This is a genomic window from Leptothrix sp. (in: b-proteobacteria) (assembly GCF_965250675.1).
Classification (GTDB): Bacteria; Pseudomonadota; Gammaproteobacteria; order Burkholderiales; family Burkholderiaceae_C; genus Sphaerotilus.
In genome coordinates this window covers 612,727-632,164 of sequence record NZ_CBDFPH010000008.1, presented here as the reverse complement: position 1 = coordinate 632,164, position 19,438 = coordinate 612,727, and the positions used below count along the sequence as shown (strand labels likewise).

19 protein-coding genes and 1 rRNA gene are annotated in these 19,438 nt (G+C 67.2%); 8 read left to right on the top strand and 12 right to left on the bottom strand.

The window, feature by feature from the left end:
• Positions 1-4: 4 nt before the first annotated feature.
• The gene (locus tag AC5IG3_RS12250) at positions 5-316 is read left to right on the top strand and encodes an NAD(P) transhydrogenase subunit alpha part 2 (RefSeq protein WP_491906565.1); all 312 of its coding nucleotides are present in this window, start codon (positions 5-7) and stop codon (positions 314-316) included.
• On the top strand, positions 313-1,734 hold the full coding sequence (locus AC5IG3_RS12245; RefSeq protein ID WP_491906564.1) for an NAD(P)(+) transhydrogenase (Re/Si-specific) subunit beta: 1,422 nt from the start codon (positions 313-315) through the stop codon (positions 1,732-1,734). Before AC5IG3_RS12250 ends, AC5IG3_RS12245 begins: the two co-directional genes overlap by 4 nt.
• On the opposite strand, the gene AC5IG3_RS12240 is transcribed toward AC5IG3_RS12245, so the two are convergent.
• From AC5IG3_RS12240 to AC5IG3_RS12225, 4 genes are read right to left on the bottom strand one after another with little or no spacing between them, the layout of a single operon-like run.
• A complete protein-coding gene (locus tag AC5IG3_RS12240; protein ID WP_491906563.1) occupies positions 1,718-2,671 on the bottom strand; it encodes a sugar kinase in 954 nt (317 codons plus the stop codon). The two genes, AC5IG3_RS12245 and AC5IG3_RS12240, sit on opposite strands and share 17 nt — an antisense overlap.
• On the bottom strand, positions 2,658-3,710 hold the full coding sequence (locus AC5IG3_RS12235) for a Zn-dependent oxidoreductase (protein WP_491906562.1): 1,053 nt from the start codon (positions 3,708-3,710) through the stop codon (positions 2,658-2,660). The genes AC5IG3_RS12240 and AC5IG3_RS12235 overlap by 14 nt, the downstream gene beginning before the upstream one ends.
• A 37-nt stretch (positions 3,711-3,747) precedes the next feature.
• Complete coding sequence (gene manD, locus AC5IG3_RS12230; RefSeq protein WP_491906561.1) at positions 3,748-4,956, bottom strand: D-mannonate dehydratase ManD; 1,209 nt, start codon at positions 4,954-4,956, stop codon at positions 3,748-3,750.
• A gap of 12 nt (positions 4,957-4,968) precedes the next feature.
• The gene (locus AC5IG3_RS12225; RefSeq protein WP_491906560.1) at positions 4,969-5,697 is read right to left on the bottom strand and encodes a GntR family transcriptional regulator; all 729 of its coding nucleotides are present in this window, start codon (positions 5,695-5,697) and stop codon (positions 4,969-4,971) included.
• A 135-nt stretch (positions 5,698-5,832) separates the two neighbouring features.
• Between AC5IG3_RS12225 and AC5IG3_RS12220 the strand changes: the two genes are divergently transcribed.
• The 6 genes from AC5IG3_RS12220 to AC5IG3_RS12195 all read left to right on the top strand — a co-directional run bounded on the left by AC5IG3_RS12220 (position 5,833) and on the right by AC5IG3_RS12195 (position 13,548).
• On the top strand, positions 5,833-7,308 hold the full coding sequence (locus AC5IG3_RS12220; RefSeq protein WP_491906559.1) for a mannitol dehydrogenase family protein: 1,476 nt from the start codon (positions 5,833-5,835) through the stop codon (positions 7,306-7,308).
• Between the two features lie 47 nt (positions 7,309-7,355).
• A complete protein-coding gene (locus tag AC5IG3_RS12215; protein WP_491906558.1) occupies positions 7,356-8,369 on the top strand; it encodes a TRAP transporter substrate-binding protein in 1,014 nt (337 codons plus the stop codon).
• A 51-nt stretch (positions 8,370-8,420) separates the two neighbouring features.
• On the top strand, positions 8,421-10,295 hold the full coding sequence (locus tag AC5IG3_RS12210; protein ID WP_491906557.1) for a TRAP transporter large permease: 1,875 nt from the start codon (positions 8,421-8,423) through the stop codon (positions 10,293-10,295).
• A 120-nt stretch (positions 10,296-10,415) separates the two neighbouring features.
• Positions 10,416-12,089 carry a long-chain-fatty-acid--CoA ligase gene (locus tag AC5IG3_RS12205; RefSeq protein ID WP_491906556.1) on the top strand — a complete coding sequence of 558 codons (1,674 nt, stop codon included), beginning with the start codon at positions 10,416-10,418 and terminating at the stop codon, positions 12,087-12,089.
• Between the two features lie 35 nt (positions 12,090-12,124).
• A complete protein-coding gene (locus tag AC5IG3_RS12200) occupies positions 12,125-12,796 on the top strand; it encodes a hypothetical protein (RefSeq protein ID WP_491906555.1) in 672 nt (223 codons plus the stop codon).
• The gene (locus tag AC5IG3_RS12195) at positions 12,793-13,548 is read left to right on the top strand and encodes a 5'-methylthioadenosine/adenosylhomocysteine nucleosidase (protein WP_491906554.1); all 756 of its coding nucleotides are present in this window, start codon (positions 12,793-12,795) and stop codon (positions 13,546-13,548) included. Before AC5IG3_RS12200 ends, AC5IG3_RS12195 begins: the two co-directional genes overlap by 4 nt.
• Positions 13,549-13,561: 13 nt before the next feature.
• On the opposite strand, the gene AC5IG3_RS12190 is transcribed toward AC5IG3_RS12195, so the two are convergent.
• The 8 genes from AC5IG3_RS12190 to rrf all read right to left on the bottom strand — a co-directional run bounded on the left by AC5IG3_RS12190 (position 13,562) and on the right by rrf (position 19,401).
• Positions 13,562-15,034 carry a M20 family metallopeptidase gene (locus AC5IG3_RS12190; RefSeq protein ID WP_491906553.1) on the bottom strand — a complete coding sequence of 491 codons (1,473 nt, stop codon included), beginning with the start codon at positions 15,032-15,034 and terminating at the stop codon, positions 13,562-13,564.
• A 51-nt stretch (positions 15,035-15,085) separates the two neighbouring features.
• A complete protein-coding gene (metW, locus tag AC5IG3_RS12185; protein WP_491906552.1) occupies positions 15,086-15,673 on the bottom strand; it encodes a methionine biosynthesis protein MetW in 588 nt (195 codons plus the stop codon).
• Positions 15,670-16,812 (bottom strand): homoserine O-succinyltransferase MetX, encoded by a 1,143-nt coding sequence (metX, locus tag AC5IG3_RS12180; protein ID WP_491906551.1) that lies wholly within the window; start codon positions 16,810-16,812, stop codon positions 15,670-15,672. Before metX ends, metW begins: the two co-directional genes overlap by 4 nt.
• Positions 16,813-16,828: 16 nt before the next feature.
• A complete protein-coding gene (locus AC5IG3_RS12175; protein WP_491906550.1) occupies positions 16,829-17,449 on the bottom strand; it encodes a glutathione S-transferase N-terminal domain-containing protein in 621 nt (206 codons plus the stop codon).
• A gap of 92 nt (positions 17,450-17,541) precedes the next feature.
• Positions 17,542-18,384, bottom strand: coding sequence for an HDOD domain-containing protein (locus AC5IG3_RS12170; protein WP_491906549.1), 843 nt, complete (start codon positions 18,382-18,384; stop codon positions 17,542-17,544).
• A 10-nt stretch (positions 18,385-18,394) separates the two neighbouring features.
• Positions 18,395-18,769: a glutaredoxin domain-containing protein gene (locus AC5IG3_RS12165; RefSeq protein WP_491906548.1), complete on the bottom strand. Its 375-nt coding sequence runs from the start codon at positions 18,767-18,769 to the stop codon at positions 18,395-18,397.
• A 70-nt stretch (positions 18,770-18,839) separates the two neighbouring features.
• Positions 18,840-19,157 (bottom strand): hypothetical protein, encoded by a 318-nt coding sequence (locus tag AC5IG3_RS12160; protein WP_491906547.1) that lies wholly within the window; start codon positions 19,155-19,157, stop codon positions 18,840-18,842.
• Positions 19,158-19,288: 131 nt separating this feature from the next.
• A 5S ribosomal RNA gene (rrf, locus tag AC5IG3_RS12155) occupies positions 19,289-19,401 on the bottom strand.
• Positions 19,402-19,438: the final 37 nt, after the last annotated feature.

The following is a 19,438-nucleotide window of genomic DNA, read 5'->3' as shown; positions in this document are numbered from 1 at the left end:
CGCCATGGATGCGGTTTCCCCCACGATCATCAACCTGATCATCTTCGTGCTGGCGATCTACGTCGGCTACCACGTCGTCTGGACCGTGACGCCCGCGCTGCACACGCCGCTGATGGCGGTGACCAACGCGATCTCGGCCATCGTCATCGTGGGCGCCATGCTGGCTGCGGCGCTGACCGAGACCACGCTCGGCAAGACCATGGGCGTGCTGGCGGTGGCGCTGGCGGCCGTGAACGTCTTCGGTGGCTTTCTGGTCACGCGCCGGATGCTGGAGATGTTCAAGAAGAAGGACAAGAAATCTGAGGTGAAGGCATGAGCATGAATCTCGTCACGCTGCTGTACCTGGTGGCCAGCGTCTTCTTCATCCAGGCGCTCAAGGGCCTGAGCCACCCGACCACCTCGATCCGCGGCAACCTGTTCGGCATGACCGGCATGGCGATTGCCGTGGTCACCACCGGCGCGCTGATCGTCAAGCTGGCGGGTTCACCGCTGGGCCTGGGCTACGTGCTGGCCGGGCTGGTGATCGGCGGCGGCCTGGGCGCCACCATGGCCAACAAGGTCGAGATGACCAAGATGCCCGAACTGGTCGCCTTCATGCACAGCATGATCGGCCTGGCGGCGGTGTTCATCGCCATCGCGGCGGTGGCCGAGCCGTATGCCTTCAGCATCACCACCAAGGGCGAGCCGATTCCGGCGGGCAACCGGCTGGAGCTGTTCCTGGGCGCGGCCATTGGCGCCATCACCTTCAGCGGCTCGGTCATCGCCTTCGGCAAGCTGAGCGGCAAGTACAAGTTCCGCCTGTTCCAGGGCGCGCCGGTGCAGTTCGGCGGCCAGCACCAGCTCAATCTGGTGCTGGGCCTGGCGATGCTGGGCCTGGGCCTGATGTTCACCTTCACCGAAAGCTGGACCGCGTTCTTCGCCATGCTGGCGATTGCCTTCGTGATGGGCGTGCTGATCATCATCCCGATCGGCGGCGCCGACATGCCGGTGGTGGTGTCGATGCTCAACAGCTACTCGGGCTGGGCGGCCGCGGGCATCGGCTTCAGCCTGAACAACGCGATGCTGATCATTGCCGGCTCGCTGGTGGGCTCATCCGGCGCGATCCTCAGCTACATCATGTGCAAGGCGATGAACCGGTCGTTCTTCAACGTGATCCTGGGCGGCTTTGGCGGTGACGCAGTCACGGCCACGGCGGGCAAGGCCGAGGCCCGGCCGGTCAAGAGCGGCAGCGCCGACGACGCGGCCTTCATCCTGGGCAACGCCGAGACAGTGGTGATCGTGCCCGGCTACGGCCTGGCCGTGGCACGTGCGCAGCACGCGGTCAAAGAGCTGGCAGAGAAGCTCACGCACAAGGGCATCACCGTCAAGTACGCGATCCACCCGGTGGCCGGGCGCATGCCGGGCCACATGAACGTGCTGCTGGCCGAGGCCGAGGTGCCCTACGACCAGGTCTTCGAGATGGAGGACATCAACGGCGAGTTCGGCCAGGTGGACGTGGCCATCATCCTGGGCGCCAACGACGTGGTGAACCCCGCCGCGCTGACCAAGGGCAGCCCGATCTACGGCATGCCGATCCTGGAGGCCTACAAGGCCAAGACCATCATCGTCAACAAGCGGTCGATGGCGGCGGGCTACGCCGGCCTGGACAACGAGCTGTTCTACATGGACAAGACCATGATGGTCTTCGGCGACGCCAAGAAGGTGGTCGAGGACATGGTCAAGGCGATCGAGTGAGATCGAGTTCGGCGCGGGTCGGCAGGCCATCGCAATCGCCGGGGAACTGGGTGTTGCGTGCGCCCATCCACGCGCCGCGTGCGGCGGCCTGCCGGTGGCTCAGGCCCTCCAGCAGCGCGCTGACCACGCCGACCGCAAAAGCATCGCCCGCGCCCACCGTGTCCACGACGCGAGCAACGGCGACGCCCGGCACGAAGCCCCGGCCGTTCGGGTCGGCATGGAACGCCCCTTCCGGCCCCAGCTTGACGAAGACGGCCTTGGCGCCGCTGGCCAGGTAGAAGTCGGCGATCCCCTGCGGATCGGCGTGGCCGCTCAGCAGCCGGCCTTCGGACTGGCCGGGCAGGATCCAGTCGCACAGGCTGGCCAGGCGGTTGAGCGTCTCGCGCATGACCGCGTCCGAGGACCACAGCCGGGGCCTCAGGTTGGGGTCGAACGAGATCGTCATGCCGGCCCGGCGCGCCGCATGCGCCATCTCGAACACCAGCTCGCAGGTGGCGTCCGACAGGGCCGGGCTGATGCCGGTCAGGTGCAGGTGGCGGGTGGTAGCGAAGGCTGCCACGGGCAGGTCGGCGGGGCCGAGGTGGCTGGCGGCGGAGCCGCGCCGGAAGTACTCGATCGCCGGATCGCTGCCGTCGACGGCCAGCGACTTGAGCATCATCCCGGTCGGGTGGCGGCCATCGACTTGGATGAACTCGGTCCGGATTTTTTCACGGGCCATGAAGCCCAGCAGGTGGCGGCCGAAGCTGTCGTCGCCCAGCCGGCTCAGGTAGCCGACCTCGAAGCCCAGCCGCGCCAGACCCACGGCCACGTTGAGCTCGGCGCCGGCCGTCGCCCGGGCGAAGTGCGGCACCGCGTCGAGCGGGCCGCTTTCCTGGGCGATGAGCAAGGTCATCGCCTCGCCCACGGTCAGCACGTCCATCGCCTCAGGCTTCTTCATCGATGGGGCCGTCGAAACCGAAGTCGAGCAACACCTTGCAGCTGTAGCGCGGCTGGCGCTCGGCGATCTCGAAGGCGTCCTTCACGTTTCGGAAGTCGACCTTGTGCGTGATGATGTGTTCGGGCTGCACCAGGCCGCGGCGGATCCAGTCGATCACGGTCGGGAACATCGCGGAGTTCAAGCGCGAGGCGTACAGCGTGAGCTCCTTCTTCGTCAGCTCCTGCTGCGGGATGGCCGATGGCGTCGGCGAGAAGCCGAGGATGCCGATGCGACCGGCGGGGGCCGCAATCCGCACCGCCTCTTCCAGGATCGACGGATGGCACACCGCGTCGTAGATCAGGGTCGGGCCACCGTGCACGCCGCGGTCCTTCAGGGCCTGCTCCAGCGGCTCGTTGGCGGTGTTGATCACCTCGTCTTCGGCGGCACCGCAGGCCCGGGCCAGCGCGAGGCGCTCATCGAGCCGGTCGGTGATGAAGACCCGGATGCCGTACACCTTCTTGAGCACCTGCAGCAGGTTCAGGCCCACGGGGCCGGCGCCGTAGATCAGCGCCACATCCTCCGGCAGCACGCCGGTGCGGGCGGTCACGTTCGCCGCCACGGCGAACGGCTCAATGATGGAGGCGCACGTGGCACTGACCCCAGCCGGGATCGTGTACGCGTTGGCCGCGGGCGCGCAGACGTACTGGCTGAAGCCGCCCTGTCGGTGCACGCCGAGCACCGACAGGCTGCTGCAGACGTTGCGCCGGCCGATCCGGCAGGCATGGCAGGTGCCGCAGCTCACCACCGGGTCGACGCTGACGCGCTCGCCGATGCGGGTGGCATCCACGCCGGGGCCGACCGCGTCGATCCGCCCGAAGAACTCGTGGCCGATCACGCGCGGGTAGGACACGAAGGGATTCTGGCCGTGGAAGATGTGCAGGTCCGAGCCGCAGATCCCGGCGTAGCGCACGCGCACGCGGACCTCGCCGGCGGCGGGTTCGGGCAGGGGCAGTTCACGAACCGACAGGCTGTTGGGTTCGTCGACAACGATGCTCAGCATGAGTGGGAGTGCTCCAGGGGGTTGAGGGCGACGGCGATCACCAGTTCCACATCGCGCCGTCGCGCAGGCGGGCCACCGGCAGGTAGGCCCGCTCGTAGGGGTACTTGGCGGCCAGGACCTCGTCGATGTCCACGCCCAGGCCGGGCACGTCGTCCATCACCAGGTAGCCGTCCTCGTAGCGGTAGTTGTGCGGGAAGACGGCGTCGGTCAGCTCGCTGTGCGGCATCAGCTCCTGGATGCCGAAGTTGGGCACCCACAGGCCGAAGTTGACCGCCGCGGCCATGCACACCGGCGAGAGGTCGGTGGCGCCGTGGAAGCCGGTGCGCACCTGGTACAACGCCGCGAAGTCGGCGATGCGCCGCAGGTGCGTGATGCCACCCGCGTGCACCAGGGTCGAGCGGATGTAGTCGACCAGCTGCTCCTGGATCAGGTTCTTGCAGTCCCAGATCGAGTTGAAGACCTCGCCGACCGCCAGCGGCGTGGTGCTGTGCTGGCGGATCAGCCGGAAGCTTTCCTGGTTGTCGGCCGGCGTGGCGTCCTCGACCCAGAACAGGCGATGCGGCTCCAGGTCCTGGCACAGGCGCGCCGCCTCGATCGGCGTGAGCCGGTGGTGGGCGTCATGCAGCAGGTGGGGGTCGAAGCCGACCGCGTCGCGTACCTTGCGGAACAGCTCCGGCGTGTGGCGCAGGTAGAGCGCGGTGTCCCAGGTTTCCTCGGGCGGCAGGCCCTTCTGCGCCGGCTCGTAGAAGCCCTTGCCCTTGCCCACGCCGTAGACCTTGTCCATGCCCGGCACGCCCGACTGCACGCGGATGGCCTTGTAGCCTTCCTCGATGTGCTGCTGCACCGCCTCGATGGCTTCGGCGTGGTCGCGGCCGTTGGCGTGGCCGTAGACCATCACGCCGGCCCGGCTCTTGCCCCCCAGCAGCTGGTAGACCGGCATGCCGGCGACCTTGCCCAGGATGTCCCACAGGGCCATGTCGATGCTGGCGATCGCCGTCATCGTCACCGGCCCGCGGCGCCAGTAGGCCCCGCGGTAGAGGTACTGCCAGATGTCCTCGATCTGGCGTGGATCGCGCCCGACCAGGCACGGGAAGACGTGGTCTTCGAGGTAGCTGCGCACGGCCAGCTCGCGGCCGTTCAGCGTGGCGTCGCCGAGGCCGTAGATGCCCTCGTCGGTGGTGATCTTCACCGTGACGAAGTTGCGGCCGGGGCAGGTGACGATGGTCTCTAGGCGTTCGATCTTCAAGGGGGTTCTCGCTCAGTCGACGAAATGGTCCGGGGCGCGCTGGCGCACGGTCGGGAGTTGGCGGCTCACGCGGTCGATGTGGCCCGCCACCGAGGCCCCGAGGCGGCCCACGTCGCGGGCGGCCATCTGGGCCAGGATCTGTTCGTGTTCGGCCAGGGCCAGCTGGGCGTGATCGGCCACGCCGTCCAGCAGCAGCCAGCGCACCCGGTCGAACTGCCGCTTCATCGGCTGGAGCATCTCCCAGACATGGGCCCGTCCGGCGAACTCGAAGAGCCGCCGATGCATCAGCTCATCGAGCCGGAAGAACTCGCCAACCCGGCCGTCGCGCACGGCCAGGCGCTGTTCGTCGACGATGCCGGCGAACTCGTCGAGCTGCGCGGGCGTGATCGTCTGCGCCAGCTGGACGTGGCTGGCGCATTCGAGCGTGCTGCGCGCGAAGCGGCCTTCGTCGAGCAGGGCCAGCGAGATCGGCGCGACCACGGTGCCGACCTTGCGGTGGATGTTGACCAGCTGCTCGTCGGCCAGCTGCACCAGGGCCTCGCGCACCGGCGTGCGGCTGACGTCCAGCGTGGTGGCGATGGCCGCCTCCGACAGGCTGGTGCGCGGCGGCAGCGTGCCGCGCACGATCGCGTCACGCAGCCAGTGATGCACCTGCTGCGTGTACGAGCGGTCCGTGTCGAGCGTGAAGCCGCTCAGCGCGGACAGCAGCTTCGCATCGGGGGGGACAGGGGACTTGATCATCGTTTTCACAGTTGTGCCATGGTAGTTATCGAGCCCAAGATTGACAATCCCAGGGTTTTCACCTAATTACGTGCTGAAACCACCTCAATAGACTGCGCATCTTGCCATGGCACCATGGTAGATAGCGAGTTCAAAGTGGCCTTGTTGCATTCTTCTTCCTGTTCTGAGGCAGCGCCTGGCGTGCGTCTTCCTCCCTATGCTCGCCAGGACGTTCGCCCGGGCATCGTCCACCTGGGGCTGGGGGCTTTCCACCGGGCCCATCAGGCGCTCTACACCGAGGCCGTGCTGGAGCGCGGCGATCTGCGCTGGGGAATTGTCGGCGTGCACCTGCGCGGGCGGCGCCTGGCCGATGTGCTGCGGGCGCAGGACCATCTGTATTCCGTCACCGAGCAGCATGGCGAGCACGCCCAGACGCGTGTGGTCGGGGCCTTGCGTGCCGCGCTGTTCGCACCGGACGAGCGCGAGGCCGTGCTGGCGGCGCTGGCCGATCCGGGCGTGGCGGTGATCAGCTCGACCGTGACCGAGAAGGGCTACAGCCTGCTGCCGGCCAGCGGCGAACTGGATCTGGCCGACCCCGACCTGCAGCATGACCTGCTGCATCCGCAGGCGCCCCGCAGCACGCTGGGCGTGCTGGCCGCGGGCCTGCTGCGTCGGTCGCCGACCGCGCCGGTCACGGTGCTGTGCTGCGACAACATGGCCCACAACGGGCCGACGCTGCAGCGCCTGCTCGCGCAGTACGCCGACCGGGTCTGCCCGACGCTGCTGCCGCGCCTGAGCGACGGCAGCATCACCTTCCCGAGCACCATGGTGGACCGCATCGTGCCCGCGGCGACGCCCGCATCGCTGGACCTGGCCGAGCGTCGGCTGGGGCTGCGCGACGAGGCGGCGATCGTCTGCGAGCCGTTCACGCAGTGGGTCATCGAGGATCGTTTCGCCGGCCCGCGCCCCGCCTGGGACGTGGCGGGCGCGCTGTTCACCGATGACGTGCGCCCCTTCCAGGCGATGAAGCTGCGGCTGCTCAACGGCAGCCACTCGGCCATCGCCTACCTGGGCCAGCTGCGCGGCCGCGCCACCGTGGCCGAGGCGATGGCCGATGCGTCGATCCGCCGTGCGGTCGAGGGCCTGATGTTCGACGAGCTGATGCGCACGGTGCAGGTGCCGGCCGGCTTCGATGTCGCGGGCTACGGCCGCCAGCTGATCCACCGTTTCGACAACCCGGCCCTGGCGCACCGCACCGAACAGATCGCCATGGACGGCACGCAGAAGGTGCCGGTGCGCTGGCTGCCGGCCTGGCGGGAATGCCTCGCCGCCGGCCGGCCCGCACCGTGGCTCGAACGCGCGCTGGCCGCGTGGCTGCACTGCGTGGCGCAGGCGCGCAGCGATGCCGGACAGCCGCTGACCCTCAGCGATCCCGGCCTGCCGGCACTGGCGGCGGTGCTGCGCGCAGCGGGCGATGCCGGCCAGCAGGCCCGCGCGGCACTGGCCTATGCGCCGGTCTTCGGCAGCGAGCCGTGGCCGGCCGACGCGGCCGAGCGGCTGGGGCACCACCTCGCCAGCCTGCTGCGCGGCGGCACCGATGCCCTGCTGGCCGGCGTCGGCCAGGCCGGCTGAACTTCATTCACACCGGCGTTGCACGCCACTTCACCAGGAGACTCCCCATGACCCTCAACCGCAGACTGTTCGGCACCTATGCCGCTTCCCTGGGCCTCGGCGCCGCCGTGAGCCTGCCGCTGCGCGCCCAGAACGCCCAGATCACCCTCAAGTACGGCACCGCCTTCCCGGCCGACCACCCCGGCACGCTGCGCATCAAGGAAGCGTCCGAGCTGCTGCGCAAGGACACCGGAGGCCGCGTCGACCTGCAGGTCTACCCCGCCAGCCAGCTGGGCAGCGAACAGGACATGATTTCGCAGACCCGCTCGGGCGCGATCGACATGATGTCCACCGCCGGCACCAACCTGCAGACGCTGGTGCCGATCGCCGGCATCAACGGCGTGGCCTTCGCGTTCAAGGACTACGCCACCGTCTGGGCCGCGATGGACGGCGAGCTTGGCGGCTTCGTCCGCACCGCAATGGCCCGCGTGAACCTGCAGGCCTTCGACAAGGTGCTGGACAACGGCTACCGCAACATCACGACCGCCAGCAAGGCGATCAACTCGCCGGCCGACCTCAAGGGCTTCAAGATCCGCGTGCCCGGCATCCCGATGTGGCTGTCGATGTTCAAGGCGCTGGGCGCGTCGCCCACGGCGATCCCCTTCGGCGAGCTGTACTCGGCCCTGCAGACCAAGGTGGTCGACGGGCAGGAGAACCCGCTGGCCCTGATCCAGAGCGCCAAGCTCTATGAGGTGCAGAAGTTCTGCTCGCTGACCGGCCACACCTGGGACGGCCACTTCATCTTCGGCAACGCCCGCAAGCTCCAGGCCCTGCCCAAGGAAGTGCAGGAGGCCCTGGCCAAGCACATGAACGCGGCGGCACTGCGCCAGCGCGAGGACATCGCGCGCCTGAACCGCGACGCCGAGGCCGCGCTGAGCAAGGCCGGCGTCGTCTTCAACCGCCCGGACACCGCGCCGTTCCGCGCGCTGCTGCGCAGCGCCGGCTTCTACGCCGAGTGGAAGGAAAAGCTGGGCGAGGACGCCTGGAACAAGCTCGAGAAGTACGCCGGCGATCTGGCCTGATCGACCGCCTCCCTTGCCCCGCGCCAGCAGCCCCCACGCGAAAGCTCCGACATGTCCCCTGCCACGCCCGCCACGCCAACCGCCTTTGATGAAGCGGAGGGCGCCCCGTTGAACAGCCGCGTGCTGTCGCGCTGGATGCTGCCGGTGGAAACACTGGCGGCGCTCCTGATGGTGGCGATCATCGGCCTGCTGTTCGGCGGGGTGATCGCGCGCTATGTGTTCAACAGCCCGCTGGACTGGATCGACGAGGTGGTGTCGATCTCCTTCATCTGGCTGGCGATGACCGGCGCGGCCATCGCCATGCACCGGCACGAGCACCTGCGCCTGACGCTGTTCGTGGAGATGCTGCCCGCCAGGCTGCAGGCTTTTGTCAACGCCCTGGCGCTGGTGGCGGTGGCGGCCTTCCTGGCCGGGATGGTCGCGCCCGTGCTGGAGCATGCGGAGATCGAGCGCTACGTGGTCACGCCCACGCTGGGCCTGTCCAACGTCGTGCGCGTGGCAGCGATCGGCTTCGGCATCTTCCTGATGCTGGCCGTGGTCGTGATGCACGCGCTGCGCACGGCGCAGTGGCAGCACTTGGTGATCGCCGCGCTGATCATCGGCGCCACCGCGCTGCTCGGCACCGGGCTGAAGGCCCAGCTGATGCAGCTGGGCCTGCTCAACATGGTCTTCTTCCTGGCCGGCGTGATGGTGCTGTGCCTGGCGGCCGGGGTGCCGATCGCCTTCTGCTTCGGCCTGGGCGTGATGAGCTACCTGGCCTTCACCACCGATGTGCCGCTGGTGGTCGTGATCGGCCGCATGGACGAGGGCATGGCGAACTTCGTGCTCGTGTCGGTGCCGGTGTTCGTGATGCTGGGCTGCATCCTGGATGCGACCGGCATGGGCCGCGCAATCGTCGAGTTCCTGGCCTCGCTGATCGGCCACGTCAAGGCCGGCATGTCGTACGTGCTGCTGGGTTCGCTGTTCATCGTCTCGGGCATCTCGGGCTCGAAGGTATCGGACATGGCCACCGTCGCGCCGGCCCTGTTCCCCGAGATGAAGCGCCGCGGCAACAAGCCGCCCGAGATGATCGCCCTGCTGGCCACCGGCGCGGCCATGGCCGACACCGTGCCGCCGTCGATCGTGCTGATCGTGCTGGGCTCGGTGGCCGGTGTGTCGATCGCGGGCCTGTTCCAGGCCGGCTTCTTCGTGGCCATGGTGCTGCTGGGAGCGCTGCTGGTGCTGGCCCGCTGGAAGGCGCGTCACGAGGTGACGGCCGGCGCCCGGCGCCCGACGGTCTCGGCCATCGGCCGCCTGATGGTGATTGCGGCCCCGGCCCTGATCCTGCCCTTCCTGATCCGCAGCGCGGTGGGCGGCGGCGTGGCGACGGCCACCGAGGTGTCGACACTGGCCGTGCTGTACGGCCTGATCGTGGGGCAGGTGCTCTACGGCGGCATCGGCGCGCGCAAGCTGTGGCGCATGCTGGTGGAGACGGCGGCGCTGAGCGGCGCCATCCTGCTGATCCTGGGCACCGCATCGGCGATGGCCTGGGCGATCACGCAGAGCGGCGTGGTGCAGCACCTGTCGGTGTTCCTGACGACGCTGCCGGGCGGCTGGATCGCCTTCATGGCCGTGACCATCGTCGTCTTCCTCATCCTGGGCTGCCTGCTGGAGGGGCTGCCGGCGGTGCTGCTGCTCGCGCCGATCATGTTCCCGATCGCCAAGAAGCTGGGCATCAACGACATCCACTATTCGATGGTGGTCGTGACGGCCATGAACGTCGGCCTGATGATGCCGCCCATCGGCGTGGGCTTCTACATCGCCTGCCGCATCGGCGAGGCCAAGCCCGATGACGTGATCGCGGCGATCTGGCCCTATCTGGTGGCGCTCGTGGTGGGTGTCATCGTGATTGCCGCCGTGCCGGCGGTTTCGACCTTCGCGCTCTGACGCTCGGAAAAAGGCGTGGCGGTGTCGCGCCGGTGACGGGTACTGCGGATAAGCCAGGGGGTCGAAATACCAGGTGCTGGGTCAGAATCAACTGCAGTTGAAGTTGATTTGGAAGCACCCATGGACAAGATCTGGCTCAAGCACTATCCCGCTGGCGTACCGGCTGAGGTCGACACCGCCCACTACGGCTCGCTGGTGGCGCTGCTGGAGGAGAGTTTCTCCAAGTACGCCACCCGCACAGCCTACCGCTACATGGGGCAGGACTACAGCTACGCGCAGATCGATGCGCTGTCGCGGGCGTTTGCCGCCTGGTTGCAGGCGCAGGGGCTGCAGCCCGGCGAGCGCGTCGCCATCATGATGCCCAACGTGCCGCAGTACCCCGCCGCCGTGGCCGGCGTGCTGCGCGCCGGCGGTGTGGTGGTCAACGTCAACCCGCTCTACACGCCGCGCGAGCTGGAGCACCAGCTCAAGGACTCCGGCGCCAAGACGCTGCTGATCCTGGAGAACTTCGCCCATGTGCTGCAGCAGGTGCGCGCCCGCGTGCCGGTGCAGCGGGTGATCGTGGCGTCGATGGGCGAGTTGCTGGGCTTTGCCAAGGGCCTGCTCGTCAACCTGGTGGTGCGACGCGTCAAGAAGCTGGTGCCCGCCTACGAGTTGCCCGGCGCGGTGCGTTTCAAGGACGTGATCGCCGCCGGCCAGTCGCTGACGGTCAAGCCCGTCAGCGCCGGCCCCGATGACATCGCCGTGCTGCAGTACACCGGTGGCACCACGGGCGTGAGCAAGGGCGCGGTGCTGCTGCACCGCAACCTGGTCGCCAACGTGCTGCAGTCCGAAGCCTGGTTCGGCCCGGCCTTGAAGAAGCTCCCCGCCGGCGAGCAACTGCTGCAGGTCTGTGCGCTGCCGCTCTATCACATCTTCGGCTTCAACACGAACATGATGCTGGGCATGCGCATCGGCGCCTGCAACATCCTGATTCCCAACCCGCGCGACCTGCCGGGCATGTTCAAGGAACTGGCCGGCCTGGCGCCGCACAGCTTTCCGGCCGTCAACACGCTGTTCCAGGCCATGGCGCGCCACCCGTCGTTCAACAGCGTGGACTGGAGCCGGCTGCTGATCTCGGTGGGCGGCGGCATGGCGGTGCAGCAGGCCACGGCCAAGCTCTGGCTGGAGAAGACCGGCTGCCCGATCTGCGAGGGCTACGGCCTGTCGGAGACCTCGCCGTCGGTGGCCTGCAACCCGACCGACAGCACGGCGTACTCCGGCACCATCGGCATGCCCATGCCCAACACCGAGATGAAGCTGATCGACGACGCAGGTGCCGAGGTGGCCCCCGGCACGGCCGGCGAGATCGCCGTGCGCGGCCCGCAAGTCATGGCCGGCTACTGGCAGTGCCCGGACGAAACCGCCCAGGCGATGACCGCTGACGGCTTCTTCCGCACCGGCGACATCGGCATGATGGACGCGCGCGGCTACTTCCGCATCGTCGACCGCAAGAAGGACATGATCCTGGTGTCGGGCTTCAACGTCTACCCGAACGAGGTCGAGGACGTGCTGACGCAGATGCCCGGCGTGCTCGAATGCGCCGTGGTGGGCGTGCCCGACGAGCGCAGCGGCGAGGCCGTCAAGGTGGTGATCGTGCGCGGCGACCCCGCACCGACCGAGGCCGACATCCGCAGCTACTGCGAACAAAACCTCACCGGCTACAAGCGGCCCAAACTGATAGAGTTCCGCGCTGATTTACCAAAGACAGCCGTGGGCAAAGTCCTGCGCCGAGAGTTGCGCAACAAGGGCTGAGCCAGGCCCGACCGACCAGGGCATCACCAGGGCACATGGCAGATTACTTTCGCAAGACCGAACGCGGCCGCCGCGAGGTGCGGGAACGCAGCCTGCAGCTGAGCCGGGCTGCCCGCAACCTGCTGTTGATCATCGATGGCTCCAGGACCATCGGCACCTGGGTCGGCATGTGCCAGCGCGCCACGCTCGCCGATGGCGTGGCGCTGCTGGAGGGCGGCCTGATCGAGGCCCTGCCCGGCCCGGTGGCTGCCGAGGTCGGCCAGGCTGAATTCCCCACCACACAACCGCTGCCAGGCCCCGGCCCGGGCCAACGCTTCGAGCCGGCGCCGACACCCGCCACCACGCCCGCGCCGTTCACGCTGCCCTCGCCCTTGACACGGCCCGGCGCACTGCAGCCGCTGGCCGCGCAGTCCGCCCGCATCAGCCGCTTTCTGCCGCTGGAGCCACACGCCACGCACACCGCCCACGCCTCGGGTCGTCTGACCGAGCTGAGCTACGGCGAACTGCTCACCAGCCTGAACGCGCTGATCCGCGAGACGCTGGGGCTGTTTCGCGGCTACCGCTACACGCTGCGCGTCGAACACGCGCGCAATGTGGAAGAGCTGGAGGCCGTCGCCCGCGACTTCGTGCTGGAAGTGCAGCGCCTGCGCGGCGACAGCATGGCACGCATGGTGCATCGCGCGCTCGGCATGGGCGACCTGTCATGAGCGGGCGCATTGCCATCGTCAGCGCCATGGCGCAGGAACTGGCGGCGCTGCTGGCGCAAGCGACCGAGCGCGAGGTGCAGCACCACGCCGGGCGCGAATTTCACCTCGCCCGCCTGCACGGCCAGCCGGTGGTGCTGGTGCTGTGCGGCATCGGCAAGGTCGCGGCCGCCACCACCGCCACGCTGCTGGCCGAGCGCTTCGGCGTGCGGCAGCTGGTGTTCACCGGCGTGGCCGGCGGCCTGGGTGCGGGCGTGCGGGTGGGCGATGTGGTGCTGGCCGATGAGCTGCTGCAGCACGATCTGGACGTCTCGCCGCTGTTCCCGCGCTACATCGTGCCCACGCACGGACGCTCGCACTTCGGCACCGATGCTGCGCTGACCGAGGCGCTGGCCGCCGTTGCCGCCGAGCTGCTGTCCACGCCCGAGCCTTGGGGCCCGGCGGCCACCGAACTCGGCCTGGGCGCGCCGCGCCTGCATCGCGGCCTGGTCATCAGCGGCGACCGCTTTGTCTCGGCCGCCCACGAGAGCCGCGCGCTACAGCAGGCCTTGCCCGATGCGCTGGCGGTTGAAATGGAAGGCGCCGCGCTGGCGCAGGTCTGCCACGATCTGGCGCTGCCGTTCGCGGTGCTGCGCACGGTGTCCGACCGCGCCGACGACAGCGCGCACCTGGACTTCCTGCGTTTTCTGGATGCGGTGGCGGCACACGCCAGCGCTGCGATCGTCGGACGCTGGCTGGCGCGCTTGCCCAGCTGACCGGCTCGGCTGATTAGGGGTGGTCGGCGATCACCTGCGCCACGGCGGCGGTGAGTTTCTTGCCGTAGGGAATGTGCAGGAACTCATTCGGGCCGTGGGCGTTGCTGCGCGGACCGAGCACGCCGCAGACCATCATCTGCGCCTGCGGGAAGCCCTTCTCCAGCATGTTCATCAGCGGAATCGTGCCGCCCTGGCCGATGTAGCCCAGCGGCGCGCCGTAGTAGGCGCGTGAGGCAGCGTCGAGCGAGCGCTCCAGCCACGGCGCCAGCGCTGGCGCGTTCCAGCCGGTGGCGCCGCCGTCGGCCGCGAAAGTGACGCGGGCCTGATACGGCGGGTCGACCTCCAGCAGCGTCTTCAACTCCTGCACCGCCTGTGCGGCATCGAGCAGCGGCGGCAGGCGCAGGCTGAGCTTGAAGGCGCTGTAGGGCCGCAGCACGTTGCCGGCGTTGGCGACGCTGGGGAAACCTTCCGCGCCAGTGACCGACAGCGTCGGCCGCCAGGTGCGGCTCAGCAGCGCCTCGGTCGGGTCGTCGCTGGTGGGCAGCGTGAACAGGCCGTCGGCGCCGCACGCCCACGGGTAGCGTTTCCAGACCTCGTCGCCCAGGATGGCGGCGGCTGCACGCGTCTGCTCGATGCGGTCGGCGGGAATCGCGCAGTGCAGGCTCTGCGGCAGCAGGCGGCCGGTGGCGCTGTCCTCCAAACGGTCGAGCACGTGGCGCAACACGCGAAAGCTCGACGGCACCAGGCCGCTGGCGTCGCCCGAGTGCACGCCTTCGGTCAGCACCTCGACCTTGAGCGTGCCGGTGACGTTGCCACGCAGCGAGGTGGTGAGCCAGAGCTGGTCGTAGTTGCCCGCCCCCGAATCGAGGCAGACCACCAAACTGACAGACCCCAAGCGCGGCAGCAGCGCATCGATGCACGGCAGAAGGTCGCGCGAGCCGCTTTCCTCGCCGGTCTCGATCAGGCCGACCAGGCGCGGATGCGTCACACCCTGCGCGTGCAGCGCCTCGATGGCGCTGATGGCGGCGTAGACCGCGTAGCCGTCGTCGGCGCCACCGCGGCCGTAGAGCTTGTCGTCTTCGAGCTTGGGCGTCCACGGCCCGAGGTCGCTGCGCCAGCCGGTGAACTCGGGCTGCTTGTCGAGGTGGCCGTAGATCAACACCGTGGGTGCGGTGGTGGCGTCCGGCTCGGCGCGGGTGGCGTCCAGCTCGAACCACAGCACCGGCGTGCGCGGCCGGCCGGCGTCATCGGTCAGGCGGATGATTTCCACGCGCAGACCGGGCACGCGGCGGCTGTCGATCCACTGCGCGGCGCGCTGCACCACGGTGTCGATGTGGCCGTTCGCAGCCCAGTCGGGGTCGAACATCGGGCTCTTGGCGGGAATGGCGATGTAGTCGCGCAGCTGCGGCACGACCTGGCTGTCCCAGCGCTCATCAACCAGGCGGGTGGTGAGTTCGGCGTTCAGGCGGCGTTCGGGGGCGTTCATGCGGGACTCCTTGGACATTAGGCCAGCACAGACGGCACCAACAGACTGCCGTCAGATGCGTTCAAACTTGAAGACCGCCGTGCTCGCCAGCAGGTTGGGCCACAGCCGGACCACCTCGCCATCATGCAGGCCGAAAGCCTCCAGGATGCGCAGGCCACACTGGCCGGCCAGCACCTCGAAATCGGCAAAAGTGCCGACGCGGATGTTGGGCGTGTCGAACCACTGGTAGGGCAGCGTCTTGGTGATGGGCATGCGCCCGCGCAGCACGCTCAGGCGGTTGGGCCAGTGCGCGAAGTTGGGGAAGCTGACGATGCCGATGCGCCCCACCCGCGCGGTTTCGCGCAGCATGGCCTCGGTGTTGCGCAGGTTCTGCAGCGTGTCGAGCTGCAGCACGACGTCGAAGCTGTTGTCCTCGAAGATCGACAGGCCTTCTTCCAGGTTGCGCTGCACGACGTTGATGCCGCGCTTGACGCAGTCGAGCACCTTGGCGTCGTCCAGCTCGACGCCGTAGCCGCTGCAGGCGCACTCGCGCATCAGCATGGCCAGCAACGCGCCGCCGCCGCAGCCCAGGTCGAGCACGCGGCTGCCGGTCGGCACCAGGCTGGCGATGGTGTCCAAGGTCTTGTGCTTGGCGCTCATGCAGCCACCTCGGCGGCAATGCGTTCGAAGTAGGCCCGCAGCACGCCGTGGTAGCGCGGGTCGTCGAGCAGGAAGGCGTCGTGGCCGTGCGGCGCGTCGATCTCGGCATAGCTGACGTCGCGGCGGTTGTCGAGCAGCGCCTTGACGATCTCGCGCGAGCGCTGCGGCGAGAAGCGCCAGTCTGTCGTGAAGCTCACCACCAGGAACTTGGCCTGCGCGCGGGCGAGCGCGGCGCTCAGGTCGCCGTCGAAGTCACGCGCCGGGTCAAAGTAATCGAGCGCGCGCGTGATCAGCAAGTAGGTGTTGGCGTCGAAGTAGTCGCTGAACTTGTCGCCCTGATAGCGCAGGTAGCTCTCGATCTGGAACTCGATTTCCTGCGTGCTGTAGGCCAGCTCGGCGGCGCGCAACTGGCGACCGAACTTCTGCTCCATCGAGTCGTCCGACAGATAGGTGATGTGGCCGATCATGCGTGCCACCCGCAGGCCGCGCTTCGGGAGCACACCGTGGCGATAGAAGTGGCCGGCGTGGAAATCGGGGTCGGTGATGATGGCGCGGCGCGCCACCTCGTTGAAGGCAATGTTCTGCGCCGACAGGTTGGGTGCACTCGCCACCACCAACGCGTGGGCCATGCGGTCGGGATATTGCAGCGTCCAGCTCAGGGCCTGCATGCCCCCCAGGCTGCCGCCCAGCACCGCCGCCAGCCGCTGGATGCCCAATTGATCGAGCAGGCGCGCCTGCGCGTTGACCCAGTCCTCGACCGTCACGACCGGAAAATCAGCGCCATACGGCTGACCTTGCGCTGCAGGATCGGGGTTGATCTGCATCGGCCCGGTCGAGCCGAAGCACGAGCCTGGGTTGTTGATGCCAATGACGAAGAATCGATGGGTGTCGAGCGGCTTGCCCGGGCCGATCAGGTTATCCCACCAGCCCTCGCTCTTGGGCTGACCCTCATAGGTGCCCGCCACGTGGTGGCTGGCGTTGAGCGCATGGCACACCAGTACGGCGTTGCTCTTGTCGGCGTTGAGTTCGCCGTAGGTCTCGTAGACCAGGGTGTAGTCGCGCAGAACCGCACCGCTCTTGAGCGCGAGCGGCTCGGCGAATGACATCTGCTGAGGCGTGACGGGGCCGAGGGCTGCCATGGGTCGCAAAACCGGCTCAGGCCACCGGCGGCGCCGTCTGCACAAAACTGGAGCGGGCGTGCAGCTTGTCCGCCAGTCGGACCAGGTTGGGATGGCGAGCGCGCCAGTCGAGTGCGGGAAAACGGAAGTCCAGATAACCCAGCGCACAGCCCACGGCAATATCGGCCAAGCTGAGGTGCAAGCCGCAATACCAGTTCTTGTCACCCAACCCGTCCGCCATGGCCTGCAAGGCCATGTCGAGCTTGGCCAGATGACGCTCGATCCAGGCCGCGCTGCGCTGTTCTTCGCTGCGGCCGGGCCAGACTTGCTCCATGCGCACGGCTACGGCCGCATCGAGAACACCATCCGCCAGCGCTTCCCAGGTGCGCACTTCGGCGCGCTCACGGCCGCGCTCCGGAATCAGCCGGCCCAGCGGCGACAGGGTGTCTGCATACTCGACGATGACGCGTGAGTCATACAGCGCGTCACCACCTTCGAGCACCAGGCAAGGCACCTTGCCCAGCGGGTTGGCGTCATGAATCAAGGTCTGCGCCGACCAAGGGTCTTCGAGTTCCAGCTTGTATTCAAGTTTCTTCTCGGCCAGCACAATGCGCACTTTGCGCACATAGGGGCTGGTCAGGGAACCGATGAGTCTCATGGGGACGTGTATCAATCAGAAAGTGAACTGCATGGAGCCCGCAGTTCGCGGCCCGGCTTAAGGTGTACTTATTTTCATTCTAGCCAGCCGACTCACACGGCCGTGCGCAGCCGCTGCCAAGGCGGGTTCACCGCAGCCCACAACTCATCATCCCGATAGCCACTGGCAGGCGTCAGTTCACGCGCCAGATCATGCGCCTGCTGTTCAACGGTCGCATCTGCGGTCGTGCGGCCAACGGGTTCCTCAAGCAGCAAGGCATCCACCACAGCGCCAAGACTGAGCATGCGCCGCAGCGCATCAGGCTGGTCGACCCAACTGGTCGGGTCTCGGCCTTGCTCACGAACGAAGCGCACGACCTCAGGCGCCAATCCCCATGAGGCACACAGCGCGCTACCGTAGGCTGCATGACTGACACCGAATTCAGCCAGTTCAGCAGCTGCCAAAATGGCACGGCCCGACGCATGCTGAGCCAGCAGATCGGCATAGCGTGAGCCGAGCTTGGCCAGCAAAACTGCTTGACCACTGCGCGCAAACAAGCCGGAGGTATGCGCGTGCAAGGCATCAAGACCCAGCACCCGCGCACTGCGTCCCATCAGCAAGCCTGCGCGACTGGCGTGGCTCCAAATAACCTGCAACGCAGGGGTGGGCGTAAAAGCTGCACGAAGAGCGGTCTCAAACGTGATGGCCGCTACCTCTCGGGTTCCGAGATAACGCAACGCCTCACCCACCGTCTGTACACGTCGCAACAGGCCGAACATCGCGCCATTGACTGTACGCACCACTGCAGACGCCAGCGCCATGTCAGCCTCGATGATCTCGGCCATATCGGCTGTTGAAGCATCATCGCTGTGCAACAGTCCCAACAAGCGGATCAATGGTTGCGGGCAGGCCGGCAGATCAGCGTCCAGATGGCGCAATTGAGCATGCAAGGACACAACGCCTCCCTCAGGTCGGCCGCGCCAACAAGCGCTGCAACTCACCGCTGACCACCAGTCGCTGAAGATCATCAAAGCCACCGATCAGGCGTCCACAGACGAAAATCATCGGGAAAGTAGACCAACCACTCCACATCTTCAGCGCATTGCGTCGCCGCCACTGGTTGAGGTAGTTGCCGTAATCCAGATCGTGGTGCGCAACACCCACGCTATCAAGAAGTCGACGGGCTTTCTTCGGAAAAGGATTCCATGCCATTCCCACGACAACCACAGCATGCTGGGCAATGGCTTGGCGAACCTCATCGATAAGATCGATCTGGTGATTCGCCACTTGGGCACGAATCGTCGGATGAATCTGATCTTCTGACAAAACAGCTCGGGGCATGAGGGACTCACAAGTGAAAGCACAGCACATTGATTGTGACGCGCCAACCAGCACCTCAGGCTGTTCCACTTCAATGCAAGGCCTTCAGAAGCGCCAAAAACTGCTGAGTGTCAAAGCCTTCAGGCAACGAATGCTCAATCACATCCATGCCATCGGACATGGAGTGTGAGGTGGCATACCACCCCCGAGAACAGTCAAACTGGACTAATTTAGAGGTATTGGCTGGCTTGGAGGTGTTGACTGGTTTCAGCAGGCGCATCAGCGCAGCGTCCAGCACCGGTTCAGTCAACACATCAGCATATACGGATGATGGAACTTCCGAGACAGGTGCCGAGGAACTGTGACGATTAACGGTCATGATGCTCTCCGTGGCAGAACGATGAAACATGAAAAGATCATGCTCCTAGTTCTCCAGCAGGCATATCACCCTGAAGGGGGTGATGGACCTGTTTCGCTAAACCATTTCCCCAAAGCAAAACACCCCCCCGCATGAGCGGGGGGGTGTTTTGGGGGATAGAAGCCTGACGATGACCTACTTTCACACGCGAATGCGCACTATCATCGGCGCGGAGGTGTTTCACTGTCCTGTTCGGGATGGGAAGGAGTGGGACCACCTCGCTATGGTCGTCAGGCGTAACTTGTGTGGCTGGACTGATGTTGGCAGCCCAG